The organism is Streptomyces sp. NBC_00461 (assembly GCF_036013935.1).
Taxonomy (GTDB): domain Bacteria; phylum Actinomycetota; class Actinomycetes; order Streptomycetales; family Streptomycetaceae; genus Streptomyces.
In genome coordinates this window covers 7,290,473-7,311,460 of sequence record NZ_CP107902.1, presented here as the reverse complement: position 1 = coordinate 7,311,460, position 20,988 = coordinate 7,290,473, and the positions used below count along the sequence as shown (strand labels likewise).

At 70.3% G+C, this 20,988-nt stretch carries 23 protein-coding genes and 4 pseudogenes; 18 read left to right on the top strand and 9 right to left on the bottom strand.

Annotated features, from left to right (window positions below):
- Nucleotides 1–1,005 precede the first annotated feature (1,005 nt).
- Nucleotides 1,006–1,305, bottom strand: coding sequence for a hypothetical protein (locus OG870_RS34115; RefSeq protein WP_266522662.1), 300 nt, complete (start codon nt 1,303–1,305; stop codon nt 1,006–1,008).
- Between the two features lie 323 nt (nt 1,306–1,628).
- Between OG870_RS34115 and OG870_RS34110 the strand changes: the two genes are divergently transcribed.
- The 11 genes and pseudogenes from OG870_RS34110 to OG870_RS34060 all read left to right on the top strand — a co-directional run bounded on the left by OG870_RS34110 (nt 1,629) and on the right by OG870_RS34060 (nt 10,788).
- Nucleotides 1,629–2,654 (top strand): LacI family DNA-binding transcriptional regulator, encoded by a 1,026-nt coding sequence (locus OG870_RS34110; protein ID WP_266522660.1) that lies wholly within the window; start codon nt 1,629–1,631, stop codon nt 2,652–2,654.
- A gap of 342 nt (nt 2,655–2,996) precedes the next feature.
- Nucleotides 2,997–4,070: a sugar ABC transporter substrate-binding protein gene (locus OG870_RS34105; protein ID WP_266522658.1), complete on the top strand. Its 1,074-nt coding sequence runs from the start codon at nt 2,997–2,999 to the stop codon at nt 4,068–4,070.
- A 7-nt stretch (nt 4,071–4,077) separates the two neighbouring features.
- Nucleotides 4,078–5,037: an ABC transporter permease gene (locus OG870_RS34100; protein ID WP_008736101.1), complete on the top strand. Its 960-nt coding sequence runs from the start codon at nt 4,078–4,080 to the stop codon at nt 5,035–5,037.
- A 12-nt stretch (nt 5,038–5,049) separates the two neighbouring features.
- Nucleotides 5,050–5,889: an ATP-binding cassette domain-containing protein gene (locus OG870_RS34095; RefSeq protein ID WP_266522653.1), complete on the top strand. Its 840-nt coding sequence runs from the start codon at nt 5,050–5,052 to the stop codon at nt 5,887–5,889.
- A complete protein-coding gene (locus tag OG870_RS34090) occupies nt 5,882–6,853 on the top strand; it encodes a ribokinase (RefSeq protein ID WP_323178463.1) in 972 nt (323 codons plus the stop codon). Before OG870_RS34095 ends, OG870_RS34090 begins: the two co-directional genes overlap by 8 nt.
- Before the next feature lie 4 nt (nt 6,854–6,857).
- Complete coding sequence (gene rbsD / locus OG870_RS34085; RefSeq protein ID WP_030042307.1) at nt 6,858–7,253, top strand: D-ribose pyranase; 396 nt, start codon at nt 6,858–6,860, stop codon at nt 7,251–7,253.
- 782 nt (nt 7,254–8,035) lie between these two features.
- The gene (locus OG870_RS34080; RefSeq protein WP_327691790.1) at nt 8,036–9,214 is read left to right on the top strand and encodes an ATP-binding protein; all 1,179 of its coding nucleotides are present in this window, start codon (nt 8,036–8,038) and stop codon (nt 9,212–9,214) included.
- 92 nt (nt 9,215–9,306) lie between these two features.
- Nucleotides 9,307–9,717: pseudogene (locus tag OG870_RS34075) on the top strand (rhodanese-like domain-containing protein); the annotation flags it as partial.
- An 11-nt stretch (nt 9,718–9,728) separates the two neighbouring features.
- On the top strand, nt 9,729–10,091 hold the full coding sequence (locus OG870_RS34070) for a hypothetical protein (protein WP_405625079.1): 363 nt from the start codon (nt 9,729–9,731) through the stop codon (nt 10,089–10,091).
- 49 nt (nt 10,092–10,140) lie between these two features.
- Complete coding sequence (locus OG870_RS34065; protein ID WP_443063446.1) at nt 10,141–10,449, top strand: metal-sensitive transcriptional regulator; 309 nt, start codon at nt 10,141–10,143, stop codon at nt 10,447–10,449.
- 27 nt (nt 10,450–10,476) lie between these two features.
- Nucleotides 10,477–10,788 carry a three-helix bundle dimerization domain-containing protein gene (locus tag OG870_RS34060; protein ID WP_327692385.1) on the top strand — a complete coding sequence of 104 codons (312 nt, stop codon included), beginning with the start codon at nt 10,477–10,479 and terminating at the stop codon, nt 10,786–10,788.
- A 13-nt stretch (nt 10,789–10,801) separates the two neighbouring features.
- Here OG870_RS34060 and OG870_RS48280 read toward each other — a convergent pair.
- Nucleotides 10,802–10,900 (bottom strand): annotated as a pseudogene (locus OG870_RS48280) (two-component system response regulator); the annotation flags it as partial.
- Between the two features lie 7 nt (nt 10,901–10,907).
- Between OG870_RS48280 and OG870_RS34055 the strand changes: the two are divergent.
- Complete coding sequence (locus OG870_RS34055) at nt 10,908–11,120, top strand: hypothetical protein (protein WP_327691789.1); 213 nt, start codon at nt 10,908–10,910, stop codon at nt 11,118–11,120.
- A gap of 44 nt (nt 11,121–11,164) precedes the next feature.
- Here OG870_RS34055 and OG870_RS34050 read toward each other — a convergent pair whose 3' ends face one another.
- Complete coding sequence (locus OG870_RS34050) at nt 11,165–11,515, bottom strand: hypothetical protein (protein ID WP_266522640.1); 351 nt, start codon at nt 11,513–11,515, stop codon at nt 11,165–11,167.
- A gap of 22 nt (nt 11,516–11,537) precedes the next feature.
- Between OG870_RS34050 and OG870_RS34045 the strand changes: the two genes are divergently transcribed.
- Nucleotides 11,538–12,032: a hypothetical protein gene (locus OG870_RS34045; RefSeq protein ID WP_266590464.1), complete on the top strand. Its 495-nt coding sequence runs from the start codon at nt 11,538–11,540 to the stop codon at nt 12,030–12,032.
- A gap of 2 nt (nt 12,033–12,034) precedes the next feature.
- Nucleotides 12,035–12,406 carry a thioredoxin gene (gene trxA, locus OG870_RS34040; protein WP_266590461.1) on the top strand — a complete coding sequence of 124 codons (372 nt, stop codon included), beginning with the start codon at nt 12,035–12,037 and terminating at the stop codon, nt 12,404–12,406.
- A gap of 47 nt (nt 12,407–12,453) precedes the next feature.
- Here trxA and OG870_RS34035 read toward each other — a convergent pair whose 3' ends face one another.
- The gene (locus OG870_RS34035) at nt 12,454–13,041 is read right to left on the bottom strand and encodes a rhodanese-like domain-containing protein (RefSeq protein WP_266590459.1); all 588 of its coding nucleotides are present in this window, start codon (nt 13,039–13,041) and stop codon (nt 12,454–12,456) included.
- 83 nt (nt 13,042–13,124) lie between these two features.
- Between OG870_RS34035 and OG870_RS34030 the strand changes: the two genes are divergently transcribed.
- Entirely contained in the window at nt 13,125–13,412 is a 288-nt protein-coding gene (locus tag OG870_RS34030) for a metal-sensitive transcriptional regulator (RefSeq protein ID WP_266522632.1), read from the top strand.
- 21 nt (nt 13,413–13,433) lie between these two features.
- Here OG870_RS34030 and OG870_RS34025 read toward each other — a convergent pair whose 3' ends face one another.
- From OG870_RS34025 to OG870_RS34015, 3 genes are all read right to left on the bottom strand, one after another.
- Nucleotides 13,434–14,180 carry a sulfite exporter TauE/SafE family protein gene (locus OG870_RS34025; RefSeq protein ID WP_266590457.1) on the bottom strand — a complete coding sequence of 249 codons (747 nt, stop codon included), beginning with the start codon at nt 14,178–14,180 and terminating at the stop codon, nt 13,434–13,436.
- Nucleotides 14,177–14,566, bottom strand: coding sequence for a rhodanese-like domain-containing protein (locus OG870_RS34020; RefSeq protein WP_266590455.1), 390 nt, complete (start codon nt 14,564–14,566; stop codon nt 14,177–14,179). The genes OG870_RS34025 and OG870_RS34020 overlap by 4 nt, the downstream gene beginning before the upstream one ends.
- Before the next feature lie 71 nt (nt 14,567–14,637).
- The gene (locus OG870_RS34015; protein ID WP_266590453.1) at nt 14,638–16,005 is read right to left on the bottom strand and encodes an MBL fold metallo-hydrolase; all 1,368 of its coding nucleotides are present in this window, start codon (nt 16,003–16,005) and stop codon (nt 14,638–14,640) included.
- Between the two features lie 176 nt (nt 16,006–16,181).
- On the opposite strand from OG870_RS34015, the pseudogene OG870_RS34010 reads away from it, so the two are divergent.
- From OG870_RS34010 to OG870_RS34000, 3 genes and pseudogenes are all read left to right on the top strand, one after another.
- Nucleotides 16,182–16,280: pseudogene (locus OG870_RS34010) on the top strand (DUF302 domain-containing protein); the annotation flags it as partial.
- Between the two features lie 2 nt (nt 16,281–16,282).
- A pseudogene (locus tag OG870_RS34005) lies at nt 16,283–16,582 on the top strand (hypothetical protein); the annotation flags it as partial.
- A gap of 42 nt (nt 16,583–16,624) precedes the next feature.
- On the top strand, nt 16,625–16,795 hold the full coding sequence (locus OG870_RS34000; protein ID WP_266590451.1) for a hypothetical protein: 171 nt from the start codon (nt 16,625–16,627) through the stop codon (nt 16,793–16,795).
- A 353-nt stretch (nt 16,796–17,148) separates the two neighbouring features.
- Here OG870_RS34000 and OG870_RS33995 read toward each other — a convergent pair whose 3' ends face one another.
- A complete protein-coding gene (locus tag OG870_RS33995) occupies nt 17,149–18,477 on the bottom strand; it encodes a class I SAM-dependent RNA methyltransferase (RefSeq protein ID WP_266590449.1) in 1,329 nt (442 codons plus the stop codon).
- 91 nt (nt 18,478–18,568) lie between these two features.
- Nucleotides 18,569–20,659 carry an APC family permease gene (locus tag OG870_RS33990; protein ID WP_327691788.1) on the bottom strand — a complete coding sequence of 697 codons (2,091 nt, stop codon included), beginning with the start codon at nt 20,657–20,659 and terminating at the stop codon, nt 18,569–18,571.
- Between the last annotated feature and the right edge of the window lie 329 nt (nt 20,660–20,988).

Below are 20,988 nucleotides of genomic sequence, written 5' to 3'. Positions count from 1 at the left end.
CGGTTCGCATCCTGTGTCATCACCAAGCGTAGCCATGACCAGTACGGCGACCGCAGCATCGCCCGCGGCGCAAAAAACTGCTCGCCCGGTGCGTCGGAGCGGATGGTCTCGTCATGCCCTGTCGACCGCCGGCCCTCCGGACCCAGGCGTTCGTGACCCGCTCCAGCGTCTCGGCGAACTCTCCGGGGCGGCTGCTTGCGAGCCGTCCCCACGACGAGACGCGCGAAACGCTCCGGATTCGTGGACTGCGGAAACGCCTGTCAGGCGTCACCCATTCCGGCCTGCTTGAAAGGGCTTGAGCTGCCCGAAGGCTGCCTGACACCCCGTCACAACGAGTACCGGATGAGCGTCACGAGCACAGGTCAGGAGCCCTTGGCCACCGGCTCAAGGATCGCCACGCACTCCACGCGATGCGTCATCGGAAGGATGTCGGCCTGGGCGAGTCACGGAAAAGACCAGGTCAGAGCCGATTTATCGGCTCACGGTGCCGCGCCCGGGCGACCAGAGCGCCAAACGAGCGTCATGACCAACAGTCCATCCCTCGTCTTCGGGCGGAACAGGCCGGCCCGACCAGCTCGCCCGCACGAGCTCGCTATCGCTCACTCCGGACGCAGGCTCGGACATCATGACCCGCGCCACTGCTCCGGCCGCCAGAATGGGGCCATTCCCTCCAGCCCACAGCACCCCGCCCCCACGCCGAGCGACCTGTCGGGCGTGGTCGCCGAGGACCTCGCGCTGTACCGGAGAAGTTCCGGCGCCGTCTGCCGGAATCGCTGGACCAGCTGCACGGCCCGACCCAAGGGGTCGTGAAACCACCAAGGTGCACGCGCTGGAGACCGCCCCGCTGTCGGCCCGCTTCACCGTGACCGACCCGGCCACCGGGCGGGTATGCGAAGTCGACGTCCTCAAGGAGCCTCCCGGAGATGGACCAACCGTGTCTGGTCGGCTACCGGCAAGGTGTCCGGCCGCCCGGACATGCCGGCGGCCGGACCGGGTGTCACACGCTCACACGCGGAGCGTCACGCACTGGCGCAACAGCGGTTCCAGGCGCAGTTGGACGTCTTCACGGTCGAATACCTGAAGAACGTCTAGGCAGTTGACGATCCACCGCGCCTCGCCCTCGTCCTCGATCTTGAGCGCCACAGCGGTCACCGCGCCCTCCAGATCGAACGGGTCGCCCTTGAACTCATCATCGAGGGCCCAGTATCCAGCGGCAAGCAGCGGGGCCACGTGCACACCGGTCGCCTCGACGAAGGCACTGGCTTCGGCTCGGTCCGCGCGGACGTCTGCCAGGCGACGCAACACTGGCCTCGGCTGTTTCGTCGCGGTGATAGAGCGTGCGTCCAGGCCGGGGTGCCCTCGGCGAACACCAACGCAGGAGGGCGGCGGATTCATCCCGCCGCGATGATCAGGGTGGTGATCAGGTGATCACCGAGGTGGTGATCAAGGTCCCGCCCGAGTTTCACCTGCAAAGCAAGGTTTCGAACTCTTTACCAAAGGATTTCGGGCAACCTCTTGCGCATCGGCGGATCAGCAGTCGATATTCATCCAACGCAACCGAATCAACTCGTGTTGACAACACGAGTTGATACTTCCAGAACGCAGCCCCCGAGCCGAAGGAGGGTCTGATGGCAACTCGCCGCGACGTGGCGCGCCTGGCGGGCACCTCCGAGGCCCTGGTCAGCTACGTCCTCAACAACGGCCCCCGCAAGGTCGCCCCCGCCACCCGCGAACGGATCCTCGCGGCGATAGACGAGCTCGGCTACCGCCCCAACGTGGTGGCCCGGTCCCTGAAGACCTCGCGGACCATGACCTTCGGGCTGGTCGTGCCCGACAACTCCAACCCCTTCTTCGCCGAGCTGGCCCGCGTCATCGAGGATGTCGGCTTCGCCTCCGGCTACACGATGCTGCTGGGCAACGCGATGGGTGACGACGCCCGCGAGGCGACGTACATCCGGACCCTGCTCGACCGGCAGGTGGACGGGCTCATCGTGGTCCCGATCCACGGCCCGCACAGTTGGGTCGCGGAGCTGTCCGAGCAGACGACCGTGCCCCGGCTGGTGCTCGACCGCGAGCTGGAGCTGCCGGGGGCGACGCAGGTGCTCACCGACAACGAGGGCGGCGCGTACCAGGCCACCTCCCATCTACTCGCTCACGGCCGGCAGCGGATCGGGTGCATTGCCGGGCTGGAGGGCGTGCATCCGACGGTCGACCGGGTCGCGGGCTGGCGCCGGGCCCTCGTCGAGGCCGGGCGGGATCCGGAGAGCGCGTCGCTGACGCATGTGCCGTTCGGACGGGCCGACGGGTACCGGGCCGGCCGGCGGATGCTCGCGGAGGCGGGGCATCCGGACGCGCTCTTCGTGGCGAGTGACGAGCAGGCCATCGGCGTCCTGCGCGCCGCCGCCGAACTGGGACTGCGCGTCCCCGACGACGTGGCGGTCTGCGCCTTCGACGGTATCGACGGCAGCGAGTACACGGTGCCCGCGCTCACCACCATGCAGCAGCCCTTCGACGAGCTGGGCCGCTCGGCCGTCGAGTGGCTCCTGGCCAAGATCGCCGACCCCACCCTCCCGGTACGGCGCATCACCCACCCCACCACCCTGATCGCCCGCGGCTCCTGCGGCTGCCCGGACCTCGCCGGGGCGACTCGATGATCGGCGCGCGCTTATAGCGACGGCGGGCGAGCGGGCAGAGCGGGTGACCGGTCACGGCTCCCGGCTCGCACCGAAATGCCCGACCGTACGCCGCGTACATCCCGTACGACTCGTACGACTCACCTGATCCGTACGACGGACTACGGCCTCACCGTGCGCCCCGGCTCACCTGGCCCCGACCTCAAACTCGGCCCCCGGTCCCGGACTTACGGACTCCCAGACTCCCGGTCTCCGACTCAGCCTCCCCCGGCCTCGGAGTCCGGGCCACCCCGCGCGCCCCGCGCCCCGCGCGGACCCCACGCCACCCCGTTTTGACGCAATGACGCGACGAAAGGCACTCCCATGAACACCAACGTCACCGCCGACTCCGGCGCCACCGCCAACCGCACCGCACGCAGAGTCCGTTCCGCCACCGCTGTCGCCGCCGCCGCGACGATGCTGCTGGTGGTGGCCGGTTGCGGCCGGGGCGGGGACAGCTCCGACAGCGGCAGCAAGTCGGGCGAGGCGAAGATCGCCATCGTCACCCGGAACTTCACCAACCCCTACTGGGCGGCGCTGCGCGACGGCGCGATAGCCGAGGGCAAGAAGCAGGGCGTCAAGGTGGAGGTCCAGGCGGGCGCGTCGGAGACCGACAGCACGGGTGAGAACGCCAAGATCTCCACCCTCGCGGGCCAGGGCTACAACTGCTTCGGCGTCGTACCGGTCAACGCCACCAACGTGATCACCCCGCTCGTCCCGGTCGCCCAGAAGAAGATCCCGATCCTCAACCTGGACACCCAGATCGACGCGAACGCCTCGAAGCAGGCCGGGGTGTCGTACGCCTCGTTCATCGGCTCGGACAACCTGTCGGCGGGTCAGCAGGCGGGCGAGGGCCTGCTGAAGCTCATGGGCGGCAAGGGCGAGGTGGCCATCCTCCAGGGCATCGCCGGTGAGCAGAACGGCATCAACCGCCAGAAGGGCTTCACGGAGAAGGTCGCGGGCAAGCTGGACATCGTCGCCACCCAGCCCGCCGACTACGACCAGGCCAAGGGGCAGACGGTCACCGAGGCCATCCTCAAGGCCCACCCGAAGATCACCGGTATCTTCGCCGCCAACGACACCATGGGTCTGGGCGCCGCGCAGGCGGTCCGCAACGCCGGCCTGACCGGCAAGGTCTCCATCATCTCGGTGGACGGCATCAGCGCCGCGCTGGAGGCGGTCAAGGCGGGCACCCTCAGCGGCACGATCTCCCAGTACCCGTACGCCGAGGGCCAGTTGGCCGTGCAGGCCTGCATCGACCTGGTCGCCAAGAAGAAGGTGCCCAGCCGGATCGTCGCCCCGATCGCCCTGATCGACTCCACCAACGTGGACAAGGCGATCAGCTCCGTCCCGCAGCCGTTCGTCCCGTTCGAAAACCCGCTCTCGGCCGGGAAGTGATCTGATCATGGCTGACACTCAGGCGCCGGGCCGGCTCGGCCTGGACTTCTCGGTCGAGGCGGCGGCACGCTACGCCGCCCCGATCGGGCTGGGCGTGGTGTTCCTCATCTTCTTCATCGCCACGCCCGACTTCCTCACGACGTCCAACATCAGCGACCTGCTGGTGTCGGCCTCGATCCTGCTGGTCCTCGCCATGGGCCAGCAGCTGGTGGTCACCGTCGCCGGTATCGACCTCTCGGTGGGCTCCAACCTGCCCTGGTCGGCGGCGGTCCTCGGGTACGCCTACACCAGTGGCTGGGGACTGACCGTCTCCGTCGGCCTGGCCCTGCTGGCCGGGCTGGCGGTGGGCGTGGTCAACGGTCTGCTGGTGGCCCGGCTGAACATGACCGACTTCATCGTCACCCTCGGCTCGCTCTCCGTGGTCAGCGGTCTCACCCTGCTGCTGACCAGCGGCAACACCGTCCCCGTGAACTCGGACTTCCTGCGCGCTCTGGCGATCAACGGCATCGGCCCGGTGCGCTGGTTCTGGGTACTGGCCTTCGTGGTGGCCGTGCTGGTGGGCTTCCTTCTCTACCGCACCCGTACCGGCACCTATCTGCTGTCGACCGGCGGCAACATCGAGGCCGCGCGGGGTGTGGGCATCCACGTCAACCGTATCCGGCTGATCGCGTACGCGAGTTCCGGGCTGGCCTGCGGGGTCGCGGCCGTGCTGTTCGTGGCCCGCACGGGCGGCGCCGACCCCAGCCTCCAGACCGACCTGCTGCTCAGCTCCATCGCGGCGGTGGTCCTCGGCGGGTCCAGCCTGTTCGGCGGGAAGGCCTCCGTGTTCGGCACGGTGACCGGCGCGTTGCTGCTCCAGAGCCTCATCAACGGGTTCACCCTGCTCGGCATCTCGCAGTACTACCAGCCCATCGCGGTCGGCACCGTCGTACTCGGCGCGGCCTTCATCTCCCGGTTCCAGAAGTAGGAGAAGCCAGCCATGACGGACACTCCGGCCCGTGTGACGGGCACATCCTCCGCCGCCCCGGCCGCCACCCAGAGCGCCGCCTCGGCCAGTCAGGTCGTCTCGCCGCTCGTGGAGATCACCGGGCTGCGCAAGTCCTTCGGCGCGGTCCAGGCGCTCCAGGGCGTGGACCTGAAGCTGGCCCCCGGCGAGGTCACCGCGCTCCTCGGCGACAACGGCGCGGGCAAGTCCACGCTGGTGCGCTGTCTGACCGGTGTGCACCCGCAGGACGCGGGCGAGATCCGCTTCCGGGGCGAGCAGGTCCGGTTCCACTCCCCCGACGACGCCCGGCAGTTGGGCATCGAGACGGTGTACCAGACCCTCGGCCTCATCGAGGACCTCCCGGTCTGGCAGAACCTCTACCTCAACCACGAGCTGACCAGCGGCTTCGGCCCGTTCCGGGTGCTGGACAAGAAGTCCATGATCGCCCAGAGCAGCGACATCCTGTCCCGGCTGGACGTGAACGTGCCGAACGTACGGGCCACCGTGCGGCGGATGTCGGGCGGTCAGCGGCAGTGCATCGCCATCGCCCGCGCGGCCAACTGGGGCCGCACCCTGGTCATCATGGACGAGCCGACCGCAGCGCTGGGCGTCCGGGAGACGGCGGCCGTGGAGGAGCTCATCGCCCGGCTCCGCGAGGCGTCGGTGACCGTGCTGCTGATCAGCCACGACATGGCGCAGGTGCTCCGGGTCGCCGACACCGCGTACGTACTGCGCCGAGGCCGGTCCGCCGCGCGGCGGACCGTCTCCGCCACCACGGGTGACGAGCTGGTCGGGCTGATCACCGGGGCCGTGCAAGGGGACGCGCATGCCTGAGGCCGTGCCGGGTACGTCACCCCAGGTCGTGGTGATCGGCTCGGTGAACATCGACCACGTCGTCGTCGCCGACGCCTTCCCCTCCCCCGGCGAGACCCTCCTCGGCCGTACCGCGTACGTCACCCTCGGTGGCAAGGGCGCCAACCAGGCGGCCGCGGCGGCCTCCGGAGGCGTTCGTACGGCGATGATCGCCCGGGTGGGCGAGGACGCCGAGGCGGACCGGGCCCGTGCCCGGCTGGTCGCCGGCGGAGTGGACGTCGAGGCGGTGACCACGGTGCCCGGCGCCGAGACCGGTACCGCGTGGATCACCACGGCGGCCGGCGACAACACCATCGTGGTGGTCGCCGGCGCCAACCACCAGTGGCCCTCCGAGGGCGACCCCACCGAGGGCCTCGGGGCTCAAGCAGCCGTCGTACTGGCCCAGTTGGAGATCCCGCTGGACGTCGTCCGCCGCGCGGCGGACGCCTGCCGGGGACGGTTCCTCCTCAACGCCGCCCCCGCCGCCGAACTCCCCGACGACCTGATCGCCCGCTGTGACGTGCTCATCGTGAACGAGCACGAACAGGCGGTGGTGTCAGGCCAGTTGGCGACGGACAAAGATGCTGAGGTCACGCCGGACGAAGCGTCCGTACGGAAGGCGCACGACGCGCTGCACGCCCGGGGTGCCAAGGCCGTGGTCACCACCCTGGGCGAGGCGGGCGCCATCGTCACCGACGCCGACGGCGTCTCCACGGCGCTCCCGGCCGTCCCCGCGACCGTCGTGGACACCACGGGCGCCGGTGACGCCTTCGCCGGAGTGCTCGCCGCCCGGCTCGCCGCCGGTGACTCGCTCCTGGACGCCGCACGCCTCGGCATCGCCGCGGGCTCCCTGGCCGTACGGGTCTCGGGTGCGCCCCAGCAGTACGCCGGCCTGGCCACGCTGCGCGCCCTCGCCCCCACCACTCCCCCTACCGAAAAGGACTGAACCCGTGCAGCGCAAGGGCATCATCCACCGCGAGCTGGCCGGGCTGATCGCCGGTCTCCGCCACACCGACACCTTCGTGATCAGCGACGCCGGGCTCCCCCTGGCACCCGACACCCCCGTCGTGGATCTCGGCTACCGGTACGGCCAATCCCCGTTCCTGGACGTCGTCCAGACCGTGCTCAACGAGATCGTCGTCGAGCACAGCTGGGTGACCGACAAGATCCGCGAGGTCAACCCCACCGTCCACACCGGCCTGCGCTCCTTCGGGCTCGACCCCGAACCCATCGACCACGACGAGTTCAAGGCCAGGGTCCGGGACGTCAAGTTCGCCGTACGGACGGGCGAGGACACCTTCTACGCCAACGTGCTCCTCCGCGCGGGGGTCCCCTTCACCCCGTGACAGCCGCCTGCGTGACGGGCAGCCGGACCTGGGAGGAGAACCGTGTGGTCGGGGCGGCGTTCTGGTTGTCGTCGCTGTGCAGTTCACGACGCAGCCCCGCCTGGCCCGAGCTTGCGCCCGTTCCGGCGCAGCGTGAGCTTCATCGTTGGTGCACCTTTTCCATGTCTGTTCAGTGACTTTTCGTTCTCGTCCCCCAAGGGGACAGAGGCGAGATCCTCCGGGCGGATTGGCGGTCCGGTCGACCGAGAACGGGACATGCCCCCGCTCGTTTCCGCCTCGTCGGTTCACACAGAACTGATCTTGTGGGACGGTGAAGTTGATCAGAAACCCGTTCCATCAGGTTGATCAATTCAGATCCCACTCCCCGTGGCCCGGCACAGCAACAAGCCCTCTACCTGCGGTTTCCCGCAGGTAGAGGGCTTGTTGCTGTGCCGGGCCAGGCCTATCAGGCCGCCGGGGACGAACGGATGAACACGGGGACGCACACACAAAACTGCAGTTCAGGAGCCCTTGGCCACCGGCTCAAGGATCGCCGCGCACTCCACGTGATGCGTCATCGGAAGGATGTCGGCCTGATCGAGTATCGGAAAAGGCCAGGTCAGGGCCCATTTTTAGGCTTGCCGCGCCGCGTGCGGGCGCCCGGAGCGTCAAACGAGCGTCACGGCCTCAAGTCCGTCTTTCCTGTTCGGGCACTCCCGGGGCACGGGCCGACATCAGCTCCACCTCCCCGGCCCTGCCGATCGCCGTCGGCGCCGGTCTGCAGACACCCGGCACGAGCCGCCGTGGCCGAGCGCGAGGCCGAGCTGCGTACCGCCGGGCTGACCGTATGCACCGTCCCCGGCCCAGCCGCCCTGCTGGTCCGCGCGGACGCCGACCGGCTGCATCAGGCCCTCGGCAACCTGCTGAGCAACGCCGCCCGCCACTACCGTCCTGGCGACACCGTCACGGTCACCACCTCCACCACGCCCTTCGAGGCGCTCGTGGAGGTGGCGGACACCGGTCCGGGCATCCCCGCCGAAGAGCTGCCGCACGTCTTCGACCGTCTGTGGCGCGGTGCCCGCGCTCGTGCCGGAGGCGGTAGCGGCATCGGCTTGGCCGTGGTCAAGGAGCTGGTCACCGCCCACGGCGGCACGGTCACGGCGGACTCCGGACCGAGCGGCGGGACGCGCTTGACCCTCCGGCTGCCAAGGGCCGCACCCATGGATCACGGCTCGTTCCCTGCCCCGGCGTCGAGTCGCGACTTGCCTCCCGGGCAAATACCCCTAGGGGTGCCCGCCTACTTCGTCTACGACGCCATCCTCAACCGAAAGGAGCACGGCCTGTTCGACGAGGCCGCCGCGCCCCGGCCGCTGTCGGCCGCGGAGTTCATGGATCGGCGCGCGGCCGGAGCGGTCGTCCTCGACGCCCGTTCGCCGCAGGACTTCGCACCCGGGCACCTGCGCGGCTCGGTCAACGTGCCCGCGGACGGCCGCTTCGCCGAGCAGGCCGGCATGGTCGTCGCCCCCGAGCAGGACGCCGTCGTCATCGCGCCGCAGGACCGCGAGGAGGAAGTCGTCACCCGACTCGCCCGGATCGGCTTCGACAAGGTCGGCGGGTACCTCCGCGAGCCCGAGGGCGCCTTCCCCGCGCTGGCCGACGAGATGGAACAGGCCGGCCGGCTGACCGTCGACGAACTGTGCCACCTGCTCGACGGCGACGAACCCCCGCTGGTCCTGGACGTGCGCAACACCGCCGAACGCGAAGAGGGCTTCATCGAGGGCTCCCTGCACATCCCGCTGGCCGAACTCGCCCGCCGTATCGACGAGATCCCGGCTGACCGCCCCCTGGTCGTCCACTGCGCTGGCGGCCACTGCTCGTCCATCGCCGCCAGCCTGCTGCGCCACCAGGGCCGCACCGACGTCTCCGACCTGCTCGGCGGCTACGGCGCCTGGCTCGCCCTGCCTGCACCGGCCGACGTCTGATCCACACCGCTCCCGGGCGGCGGCCGAAACCGTCGGCCACCGCCCGGTCCCCCTCACAAGAAGAACGCTTCACGGACAGCAAGGAACCCTCGATGACCATCCACGCCGACAAGCCCCGACTCGATCCCGCCACCCTGCGCGACCTGACACGGAACGGCGAAGGCCCGCGCCTGCTGGACGTGCGCACGCCCGGCGAGTTCCGCACCGCCCACATCCCCGGCTCCTACAACGTCCCCCTCGACACCCTGCGCGAACACCGCACCGAACTGCTGCACCACCTCGACGAGGACGTCATCCTCATCTGCCGCTCCGGCGCCCGCGCCGCCCAGGCCGAACAGGCCCTGGCCGAAGCCGGACTGCCCAACCTGCGCGTCCTCGACGGCGGCGTCACGGCGTGGGAGACCGCCGGAGGCCCGCTCACCCGCGGCCCCGAACGCTGGGACCTGGAACGCCAGGTGCGCCTGGTCGCCGGATCCATCGTGGTGGTCACCGGCATCGCGGGCCCGCCGCCCTAGTGACGGCAACCGCTGTCGTCGGCAGCGTGATCGGCGGCTTCCTCGCCGGGCGCATCCCACAGGACACGCTGCGCAAGTCCTTCGGCTGGTTCGTCGCCGTCATGGGCGTCTTCGTACTGAGCCAGCAGATCAGCTCCGACCTGCGCCACACCCTGTTGACCAGTCCGTGGACCTGGGCCTCCGTGGCCGCGGCGGCGGGGGTCGTGTTCAGCTGGTACATGCTGCGCAACGCCGAGCGAACACGGAGCCTGACCAACGACGTATCAGCGCCGTCCATCGAGGAAGACGCACAGACGGTCCCCCACCCCACAGGTGAGGACACCATCCGCAGCGGCACCGCGCCGTCGCCGCACGACGCGTAGCGGCACCTCCCGAACCTCCGACGAACCCGACCCCAGGAGGTGTCCGGTGATGGACGAGACAGGAGCCGTGAGAGAAGTCGTCAACCTCGTGACCGAGAAAACGGACTCCTGGGCCGAGGTACTCAACCGGCTCCGGCGGGCCCAGGGACAACTGGCCGCGGTCATCACCATGATCGAGGCGGAGCGGGACCGCAGGGACGTCGTCACCCAGCTGGCCGCGGTCTCCCACGCTCTGGACCGGGCCAGCTTCAAAATAGTGGCGGGCGGCATTCGCCAGTGCCTCACCGAACGCCGGCGGGGACGCACTCCTCCACTGAGCGAGGCCGAACTGGAGAAGCTGTTCCTGACCCTGGCCTGACCATCCGGACCCCATACCTCGGGGGGTATGAAGGTGACCTTTCTCCCCGTCCTCACCTCGAGGGCCGTCCCGCCGGGCAACCACTGCCCCGACACCCGGCCGGCCGGCCCGTCGACACCAGCGGCAGAGCAACGCGCCCGCCAGGACGTCCGGACGCGGCTCGAGCGCCGATTCCCGGATGCCCCGTCCGAGACGCTGGAGACCACAGCGGCAGCGTCGTTCGCGTACTTCGCCGACGCGCGCGTGCGCCACTACGTTCCCGTTCTGGCCTTCAAACGCGCCTCGCGGCAACTGTCCGGCCGCTACGGCACCCGGGACGCTGCAGGCGGCGTGGCGTGAGACCGACGCCGAAGTGCGTTGCGCCGGCGACGTGGAAGCCCGGCACTTTCTCGACGTAGGCGGCGTTGACCCGCGCGACTCTGGTGTCGTCGTCCACGACCAGGAGGGACACATGTCTTGTGACGACCTGCGGGCACAGGATCGCTGTGCGGTGTCTGCGGCTCGCTCCCGCGGACCGTCCCATCACCCGGATCACCCTGGACGTGGGCCAGGACCAGGGCGGCGAGCCGGGAGTGTGGGCGGCGCTCACCGCCGACGAGGCACGCGACCTGGCTCGTCTGCTCCTCGCGCACGCCGGCCTGGCCGAGCGCGACACCGCGCCCCTCGGGTAGCCACGGAAGAGCGACCGTTCCTTCTGACCTCGGTGGCCGACGCGTCACTCCGGGATCCGCAGGTGTTCATGGTCGCCGAGGAGTTCCAGACGACGCCAGAGCACCGGGGTGTCGGACGACTGGCCGGCATGACAGGCAACGGGACGATACTGCCGCTCCCGCGGCATCGGCTCGACGACTCGGCACGCGGCCGGGTCACGCCCGGTGAAGGACGTGCCGAACTCGGCGTTCAACCGGTCCGCCACCTCCTGGGGCAGGGTCCGGCCCAGCAGCGCGATACCGGCCTGGCCGGCGACGAACCGCGCCGCGCTGGTGGCCAGTTGGTGGTCCCGGTGTCCGGTGACGCCCTCCGGCTGCTCCTGCGCAGGCCCCGACAGCCACCGCCTGCTCGCCATCGAAACGGCCACCTCCCACGCCTTGCTCGACGAGGTCGTCCACGGCTGCGACGGCATCAAACCCGGCTGGACCCGCATCAACTTCAACTACTTCATCAGCGATACCGTCCGCGACTACCTCATCGCCGCCGTCGACCTGATCGCCACGCACGGCCACCGACTCCTGCCCGACTTCCGCTTCGACCCGCACACCGGGCAGTGGCGCCACCATGCCGGCGCCACCGATCCCCCGCTGCGCCTGACCGACGTGCGGTACTCGGCGGACGGTCGGATCAGCGCCCCGGCACCCCGTCACCGTCGGCTGGGCGGAGGCACCGGCAGGTCAACTCAACCGCGCCCGCGAGGTGTTCACCGCTTGTTCCGGCCGTCTCGACAACGGCCCCACCGGGCTGCCGGCCGACTTCGAGCGCATGCGTTGGTTCCCGCTGCCGCCCGTCCGCCTGGAACAAACTCGGACCGGCACCGGTTGAACCGTGTACCCGAATACCCCGCCGGGTATAAGAGAGGAGAGCGGTAGCCATGCCCACCGTGGAACTGACCAAGGACAACTTCGAGGAAACCGTCACCGGTTCGGAGATCGCGCTGATCGACTTCTGGGCGGCCTGGTGCGGACCGTGCCGGATGTTCGGCCCCGTCTACGAGAAGGCGGCCGCGCGCCACCCGGACATCGTCTTCGGCAAGGTCGACACCGAGGCACAGCCCGAACTGGCGGGCGCCTTCCAGATCTCCTCCATCCCCACACTCATGGCCGTCCGAGACCGGACCGTCCTGCACTCACAACCGGGCGCGCTGCCGCCGCAGGCCCTGGAAGAGCTCATCGGCAGGATCCGGGCCGTCGACATGGAGGACGTGCGCCGGAAGGCCGCCGCGGGCTCGACGGGAGCGAACTGACGTCCGGGGTGCCCATGAAGTCTCCACGGGCGCCCCGGAACACGGGTTCAGCGGCTGCGCAGAGCGGCCAGCGTGGCGTCGAGATCGGCCGCGCGCGGGCGGTTGTGCGGCAGCTTGCCGAGCACGACCGCCATGCCGCAGGTGTTCGTAAGGGCGGAGAACACCAGGCCGCCCGCGACGCCGGCCGAGAGCAGCAGGAGGGCCGGGTGCACGAGCAGGCCGAACAGGAGGCCGAGCAGGACCAGGCTGCCGGCGGTGAAGCGGACCTGGCGTTCCATGCTCCAGCCGGCCCGCGTGTCGCAGGCGGCCGGTGTGTGCAGGTCGTGCCCCTCGGCGGCCCAGGCGCCGGTGCCACCTGCAAGCGTGGCCGTGGTGATGCCCTGCTCTGCCAGCAGCTTGCAGGCGTTCTCGGAACGGGCTCCGGAGGCGCACACCACCAGGACGTCACCGCGTCCGGCGGCGTGCCGTATCTCCGGCAGGGCGCGGCGGACGTGGTCGAGCGGAATGTTCAGGGCGCCGGGCAGGTGGCCGGAGGCGTACTCGGCGGGCGTGCGCACGTCGATGACGGTGAGTTCGTGCAGCCTGGTGCGGGCCTGCTCGGTGGCGAGGGTGACGGGGGCGGAGGTGTTGGCCATGACAGATGTGATCCTTAATGGTCGACGCCGTCCCGAACCGGGACGTACAGTACCCCTAGGGGTATTTTCTTTGAGGAGTGGCCGTGGAACTGGAGCTTGAGGGTGCGGACCTGAAGTCCGTGCTGAACCGGCTGCGCCGTGCGCAGGGTCAGATCTCCGGTGTGATCCGGATGATCGAGGAGGGACGTGACTGCGAGGACGTCGTCACGCAGCTCGCCGCGGCCTCCCGCGCGCTCGACCGGGCCGGTTTCGCGATCATCGCGACCGGCATGCAGCAGTGCATGACCGACATCGAATCCGGCCGCAAGAACGGCGAGGACGCCCAGCAGATGCGCACCCGCCTGGAGAAGCTCTTCCTGTCGCTGGCGTGAGGACTCTCGCCACGGCGGCCGTCACAGCGCCGCGTCGATCAGCATGAAGGCCGCCACCGCCAGCAGCACCAGCGCGAATATCCGCTGAAGCGTGTGTCCCGAGATCTTCGCGGCCACCCGCTTGCCGTCCCAGGCGCCGAGGATCGCGGCCCCGACCAACGGCCCGACGACCGCCCAGTCCAGCCCCTCGACCGTGCCGGCGCGCGTCGCCAGCGCGGCCAGCGAGTTGACGGTGATGACCAGCAGGCTGGTACCCACCGCGTTCCGCATCCGCAGGCCCAGCACGCTCACCAGGGCCGGTACGGCGAGGAAACCGCCGCCGACACCGAGGACACCGGTGACCGCGCCGAGCCCGCCGCCGGCGATCGCCACCCGCCCCGGCCGCACCGTCACGGCGCCCTCCGCAGCCGGCCGGGACCGCAGCATACGCAGGGCGGCCACTCCCGCGACCACGGCGAAGGCCGCCGTCAGTACGGCCGCCGGGATACGGGTGGAGAGCGCGCCGCCCAGCATCGCCGGGCCGATCCCGGCCGCCGCGAACAGCAGCCCGGTCCGCCAGCGGACGTGGCCGTCGCGGGCGTGCGCGACCAGCGCGGTGACCGAGGTGAGCGTGACGATGACCAGACTCGCGGTCGTCGCCGCGACCGGGCTGAAGCCGAGCAGGTAGATCAGGGCGGGAACGGCCAGCACACTGCCGCCGCCCCCGAGCGCGCCGAGCGCCAGGCCGATGACCGCGCCGGCGGCCAGGGCGAGTATGACCGCGCTCACGCGACGGTGCCGTTCCCACCGCGTGCGTCCACCACCGGCAGCCCCGCCCCCGCCCAGTCCCGCATCCCCCCGATCACGTCCACGGCCTGCGCGCCGCGGGTGGCCAGCAGTTCCGCGGCCTGCCGGGACCGGTTGCCGGAGCGGCAGATCACGACCAGGGGCCGCGCCTGCGCGTGAGCGGGCAGCCCCGCCCCGGCGGCCAGCGCGGACAAGGGCAGGTGCACGGCGCGCGGCGCATGCCCGGCCTGCCACTCGTACGGCTCGCGCACATCCAGCAGCACGGCGTCATCGCCGCTGTCGACGGCGTTGCCGTGGCCGGTGCGCGCGGCCGCCTCCTGCACGGTCACGCGACCCGGACCACGCCGGTCTCGTCGGAAGATGCTCATGTCGGTGTCTCGCTCCTGTTTCCATGTCGGCGGCGAAGATCGGTGGGACGTCTGCGGCGCGTCCGATGCCGTCAGAGGGTCCGGAGGGTGAGTCCCGCCTTCTCGGCCGCGTCGAAGGAGTCGTCGACGGCGACGACACGACGGCCGGCGGCGTCCAGCAGCGAGGCGGCGATGGCGGCCCGCATGCCGCCCGCACAGTGCACCCATACCTCACCGTCAGGAACCTCGCCGAGGCGGCGGTGCAGGGCGTGGACTGGGATGTGGACCGAGCCCTCGATGTATCCCGCCGCCCGCTCCGAGCCGCGCCGGACGTCGAGGACGACGACTCCCTCCGCCGGGTGCCGGCCGGCGAGATCGGCGAAGGTGGCGCGCGGGAAGGAAGCCTGGGCCTCCCCCTCCCGGACCCAGTCGCCGGGTTCGCCGGTGGCCGCGGCAGCGGGGCGGTCGATGCCCACGCGGACCAGTTCGCGCTGGGCGGTGGCGAGTTGCTCAGGTGACTCGGCGAGCAGCGCGACCGGTTTGCCCCACGGGATCAGCCAGGCCAGATACGTCGCGAGCTGCCCTTCAGCCTCGAAGTTGAACGAGCCGGAGACATGCCCGGCGGCGAACGCGACGCGGTTGCGCAGGTCCACCACCCACTCCCCCGCCGCCAGCCGGGCTGCGATCTCCTCGGCGTCGGCGACGGCGGGCGGCGTCAGATCGACGGGCGCGGGTCCGGCCGCGTTGGCAGGGCCCATGTGCGTGTAGTAGGCGGGGATGTCGTCGAGGCCGGCCAGCAGGTCGGCGACGAAAGTGTCGACGTCCCTGGTGAGGGCTTCGTTGGACGCCTTCTCCTTGCCGATGCTCGTGTCGCTGCCCTCCGCCTGGGAGGACGAGCAGAAGCTGCCGAATCCGTGCGTGGGCAGCACGGCCGTGTCGTCGGGCAGCTCGGCGGCCAGGCGGTGCGCGGAGGCGTGCTGGGCGCGGGCCAGCTGCTCCGTCAGCCGCGGCTCGACCAGGTCCGGGCGGCCCACCGTGCCGATCAGCAGCGAACCGCCGGTGAACACCGCGACCGCCGTGCCGTTCTCCTCCAGCGCATAGGAGGTGTGGTGCGGGGTGTGACCGGGGGTCGCCACGGCGCGCAGGGTCAGGCCCGCGTCCGAGTCGATCTCCGCGTGGTCGCCGTCGTGCACCGGCGTGCGCTCGAAGGAGACCCTGGCCCCGGCAGGGACGAGATAGGCCGCACCCGTGATCCGGGCCAGCTCCAGGCCGCCGGTGACGTAGTCGTTGTGGACGTGCGTCTCGACGACGTGCGAGATCCGCACCCCGCGCCGGGCGGCCACCGCGATCACCTGATCCACGTCACGGGGCGGGTCGACCGCCACCGCCGTCCGCTCGCCGCCCGCCAGGTAACTGCGGTTGCCGAGCCCGGCCACCTCGATCGTGTCGACGAAGAACACGAGGTACTCCCTTCCAATGAAGAATTACCCCAGGGGGTATGCTTACGACCGTAACACGAGTACCCCGGGGGGTATTTCCAAGGGCAGGGAAAGCCCCGGGGAACACCTCACGAGCACCTCGCACACGGCCGGACACCCGGTCCGCGCCGTGCGAGCCGACCGGAAGGACCCCTGCCATGCGCTACGACCGCACCGTGCACCTCGACACCGACTTCGCCACCACAGTCAGCCGCGTCCGCGAGGCCCTCGCCGAGCAGGGCTTCGGCGTCCTCACCCGACCAAAGTCCGCGCCCTCGCCGGCCGCGGAGCACCTCGCGACCTGATCGACGTGTTCGCGGCCTCCCGCCACAGGACCAATGCCGAGCTCGAGGAGTTCGGCCGCCGCCACGCCCGTGGGCGCTTCGAGCGCGACCTGCAGGCGAACCTCACGGGCGCCGACTGGACCGACGATGAAGCCTTCGCCGCCTATGGACTCGATGACGCCACCATCACCGCCCTGCGCACCTGGGCCGCAAATTGGGCCGACGACCTCGCGGCCCGTCTCCTCGAAGAGGCCCGTGAGCTGGACATCGACTGAGCGCGTCCGGAGGAGAGCACATTTGAAACTGCGCCGCAGGGCGTGGTGGAGATCGAGGGGACACCGGTCCAGGGCGCGGTGTTCGTCGAGCAGTTGGAGGGCGGCGCGTTCTGTCCAGAGGGCGTAATCAAGGCCCGGGACCAAGGCGGCGGGCCCGTCGTGTGCGGTGACGGCACGGAGTTGGCGGGCCGCCTCCGCCTCCTGGACGCCTGACTCGAACAGGATGAAGCCCCCGCCAGGCCGACTCGGCGTGCACGATCCCGCCGTGCTCGAGCAGCCGCCGCCCGCCCGGTGTGCATCGCTAGAAGCATGCTGCCCGACACTCCGATTGAGCCGCGCCGGCTGACCCGGGACGACCGCATGACGCTCCGTCAGAATCAGCGTCGAACGAGCGTCAAGACGTTTCCCCAACCGGCCCGCGTAAGTCGAGTCAACCTGCACCCCCCTTACGCGAAGCCGCAGGTCAGACAGGCGGCGGTAGCGTGCGCCATGCCTCACGTGGTGGACTTCGGGGAAACAGATCGAGTGCCACCGACCACGCCCGACCGCCAAGGAGAACCCGCAGGTCAGAGGGCCTTTGAGGCAGGCTCAAGAATTGCCACGCACTCCACGTGCGACGTCATCGGAAACAGATCGAACGCCCGCAACGTCCGCACCCGGTACCCCCCGTCCCGGAAGTACCCCAAGTCCCGGGCCAGCGCGGCCGGATCGCACGCCACGTACGCGATCTTCCGCGCCCCCAGCCGTGCCAGCTGCTCGACCGTCTTCCGGCCCGCGCCGGCCCTCGGCGGGTCCAGGACGATCAGGTCGACCTCGTTGATGCCGGTGCGCGGCAGGACGGACTCCACCTTGCCCTGCTCGATCCGCACCCGATCGAAGTCGGCGAGGTTGTGCCGGGCGTCCTCGACGGCGCGCTTGCCGGACTCGATGCCGAGGACCGCCCCCTTGTCGCCGAGCCGGTCGGCGAGCGCGCCGGCGAACAGGCCCACACCGCAGTACAGGTCGAGCGCCATGTCGCCCTTGCGCGGCAGCAGGCCCTGCATGACGGCCTTGACGAGGGTGTCGGCGGCCATCGGGTGGACCTGCCAGAAGCCGCCGCTGCCGACCCGGTGGGTACGGCCGTCGGCCCGCTCGCGGACGAAGGCGCGGCCGTGAACGCGGTGGATGCCGCCGTCCTTCTCCTCGACGCGCATCACGGAGACCGGCTTGTCGAGTTCGACCAGCGGGAGCCGGGCGTCCGGCTGCGGCTCCAGGATCACCATGCGGTCCTGGGAGCCGGTCGCCGCGATCGCCTCCACCGACGCCATGCCCGACCAGTCGCGGTCCTCGATGCCCAGCTCGCTCACGCCCGGCGCCGCGATCATGCAGTGCTCGATCGGCTCGACCTCGTGCGAACGGTGGCGGCGCAGACCGGCGTTGCCGTCGGCGTCCACCGCGTACTGCACGCGCGTCCGCCACTGCGGCACCTCGCCTGCCGGCAGCTTGTCCCCCTCGGCCGGCATCACCGTGCCGTCCCAGCCGACGTCCTCGGGGGTGAGACCCGCGAGCCGCTGCAGTTGCTCGGCGATGACCTCGCCCTTCAGCCGGCGCTGCGCCCCCGGCTTGGCGTGCTGCCAGTCGCAGCCGCCGCAGCGGCCGGGGCCGGCATACGGACAGGGCGCCTCGATACGGTCCTTCGAGGCCGAGAGCACGGACACCGCGTCCGCGCGCAGGAAGCGGGCCCCCTCCTCGCCCTCGGTCACCCGCGCCACGACCCGCTCACCGGGCAGCGCGTGCCGGACGAACAGCACCTGGCCCTCGGACGTACGGGCGATGCAGTGCCCGCCGTGGGCGACGGGGCCGATCTCGACCTCGTACTCCTCCCCCACCAGCGACTTCTTCGGTTCTGCCTGCATGGCGGGGTGACTCCACAACATCGAATGGGAAACGGCCGGACAACAGCCCACCAGTCTACGTGGGCGCCGTCCGGCCGTTGACCAGCGAGCGTCAGCTCTTGCCGTCGGACGAGCCGGACGAGCCGGACGGTCCCGACGCGCCCGTGGGCTCCTTCGGCCGGCCGTGGTGGGCCGGACCGCGCCGCACCGAACCCGGCGCGTTCCAGTCCTGCCGCCTGCGGGCCCGCAGCTTCGCCGCCTCGGAGGACTCCAGCTGGTAGGGCACCGAGGTGACCATGACACCCGGCGTGAACAGCAGCCGGCCCTTCAGCCTGAGCGCGCTCTGGTTGTGCAGCAGATGCTCGTACCAGCGGCCCACCACGTACTCGGGGATGATCACGGAGACCGCGTCGCGCGGGGACTGGCTGCGCAGGCCCTTCACGTACTCGATGACCGGCCGCGTGATCTCGCGGTACGGCGAATCAAGGACCTTCAGCGGTACGTCGATGCCGCGCCGCTCCCACTCCTCCTTCAGCGCCTTCGTCTCCGCCGCGTCGACGTTGACGGTCAGCGCCTCCAGGGTGTCCGAGCGCATGAGCTTGGCGTAGGCGAGGGCCCGCAGCGTGGGCCGGTGGATCTTCGAGATCAGGACGACCGAGTGCACCCGGGACGGCCGTACGCTGTCGTCGCTCGGGCCCTCGGGCGCCGCGATCTCCGCGGCCACGCCGTCGTAGTGCTTACGGATGGCCGTCATCGTCGCGTAGAAGATGCACATGCCCAGCAGCGCGACCCAGGCACCGTGCGTGAACTTGGTGACGAGGACGACGACCAGGACCAGGCCGGTGAAGAAGGCGCCGAAGGTGTTGATCGCGCGGGAGCGGATCATGTGGCTGCGCTTGGCCGGGTCCTTCTCGGTGGCCAGGTGGCGGTTCCAGTGGCGGACCATGCCGGTCTGGCTGAGCGTGAAGGACACGAACACGCCGACGATGTACAGCTGGATCAGCCGGGTCGAGTCGGCGCCGTAGATCACGACCAGCAGGGTTGCCGCGCCGGCCAGCAGCACGATGCCGTTGGAGAAGGCGAGGCGGTCGCCGCGGGTGTGCAGCTGGCGGGGCAGATAGCGGTCCTGGGCGAGGATGGAGCCGAGGACCGGGAAGCCGTTGTAGGCGGTGTTGGCGGCGAGGAACAGCACCAGCGCCGTGGCCGTGGCGAGCACCACGAACAGGAAGCTGCCCTTGCCGAAGACAGCCTCGGCGACCTGTGTGATCACCGGGTTCTGGACGTAGCCGGAGCCGACCCCGACGCCGTTCTTCAGCAGGTCGGTGGCCGGGTTCTCCGCCATGCGGACCTTGGTCGTCAGGGCGAGGACGATGATCCCGCAGAACATGGTGACGGCGAGCAGGCCCATCGCGGCGAGCGTGGTCGCCGCGTTCTTCGACTTGGGCTTGCGGAAGGCGGGCACGCCGTTGGAGATCGCCTCGACACCGGTGAGCGCCGCACAACCGGAGGAGAAGGCGCGCAGCATCAGGAAGACCAGGGCGAATCCGGCCAGGCCCTGGTGCTCGGCCTTGATCGTGTAGTGCGCCGTGGGCGCCTGCATGGTGTCGTCGAGCACCAGCCCGCGGAACGCGCCCCAGGCGATCATGATGAACACGCCGCCCACGAAGACGTAGGTCGGGATCGCGAAGAGCTTGCCGGACTCCTTGACGCCCCGCAGGTTCATCAGCGTGAGCAGCACGATCACGGCGACGGCACAGAGCACCTTGTGCTCGACGACGAACGGGACCGCCGAGCCGAGGTTCTCGATGCCGGAGGCGATCGAGACGGCGACGGTGAGGACGTAGTCGACGAGCAGGGCGCTGGCGACCGTGAGTCCCGCCTTGGGGCCCAGGTTGGTCGTCGCGACCTCGTAGTCGCCACCGCCGCTGGGGTAGGCGTGCACGTTCTGCCGGTAGGAGGCGACCACGGTGAACATCAGCACGACGACCGCGAGAGCGATCCAGGGGCTGAAGTGGTACGCCGACACACCCGCGATGGACAGGACCAGCAGCACCTCACCGGGGGCGTACGCCACGGAGGACAGCGGGTCGGAGGCGAAGACGGGGAGGGCGATGCGCTTCGGCAGGAGCGTTTCGCCCAGCCGGTCACTGCGCAGTGCGCGCCCGATCAGAATCCGTTTGGGCACGTCGGTCAGTTTGGACACAACAGGTAATCGTAGGCGTTCGAACGCGTGCTCAACCACCTGCCACCCCACATCTGCCCTCCGGGTGAAAAGAGAGGAGGGTCCGGCTGCGGATTCCGCAGGTCGTCGCGGCGTCATGTCTATATGACAAGCACCGCACTTTCCCCCGGCTGTCACGCCCTGTCGCCGTCCCCCGGAGGTTCCCATGCATGCCACCGCAGAGTTGATCGGCGCCGCGGCGGCCCTCGTCGGCCTCGGAATCCTGACACTTGCCAGCGTCCGCAGCATCAGCCGCCGCTGACATCACGGTCCGCACGGCAACCGTGCACAGGGGTGCCGACGTCCTACCG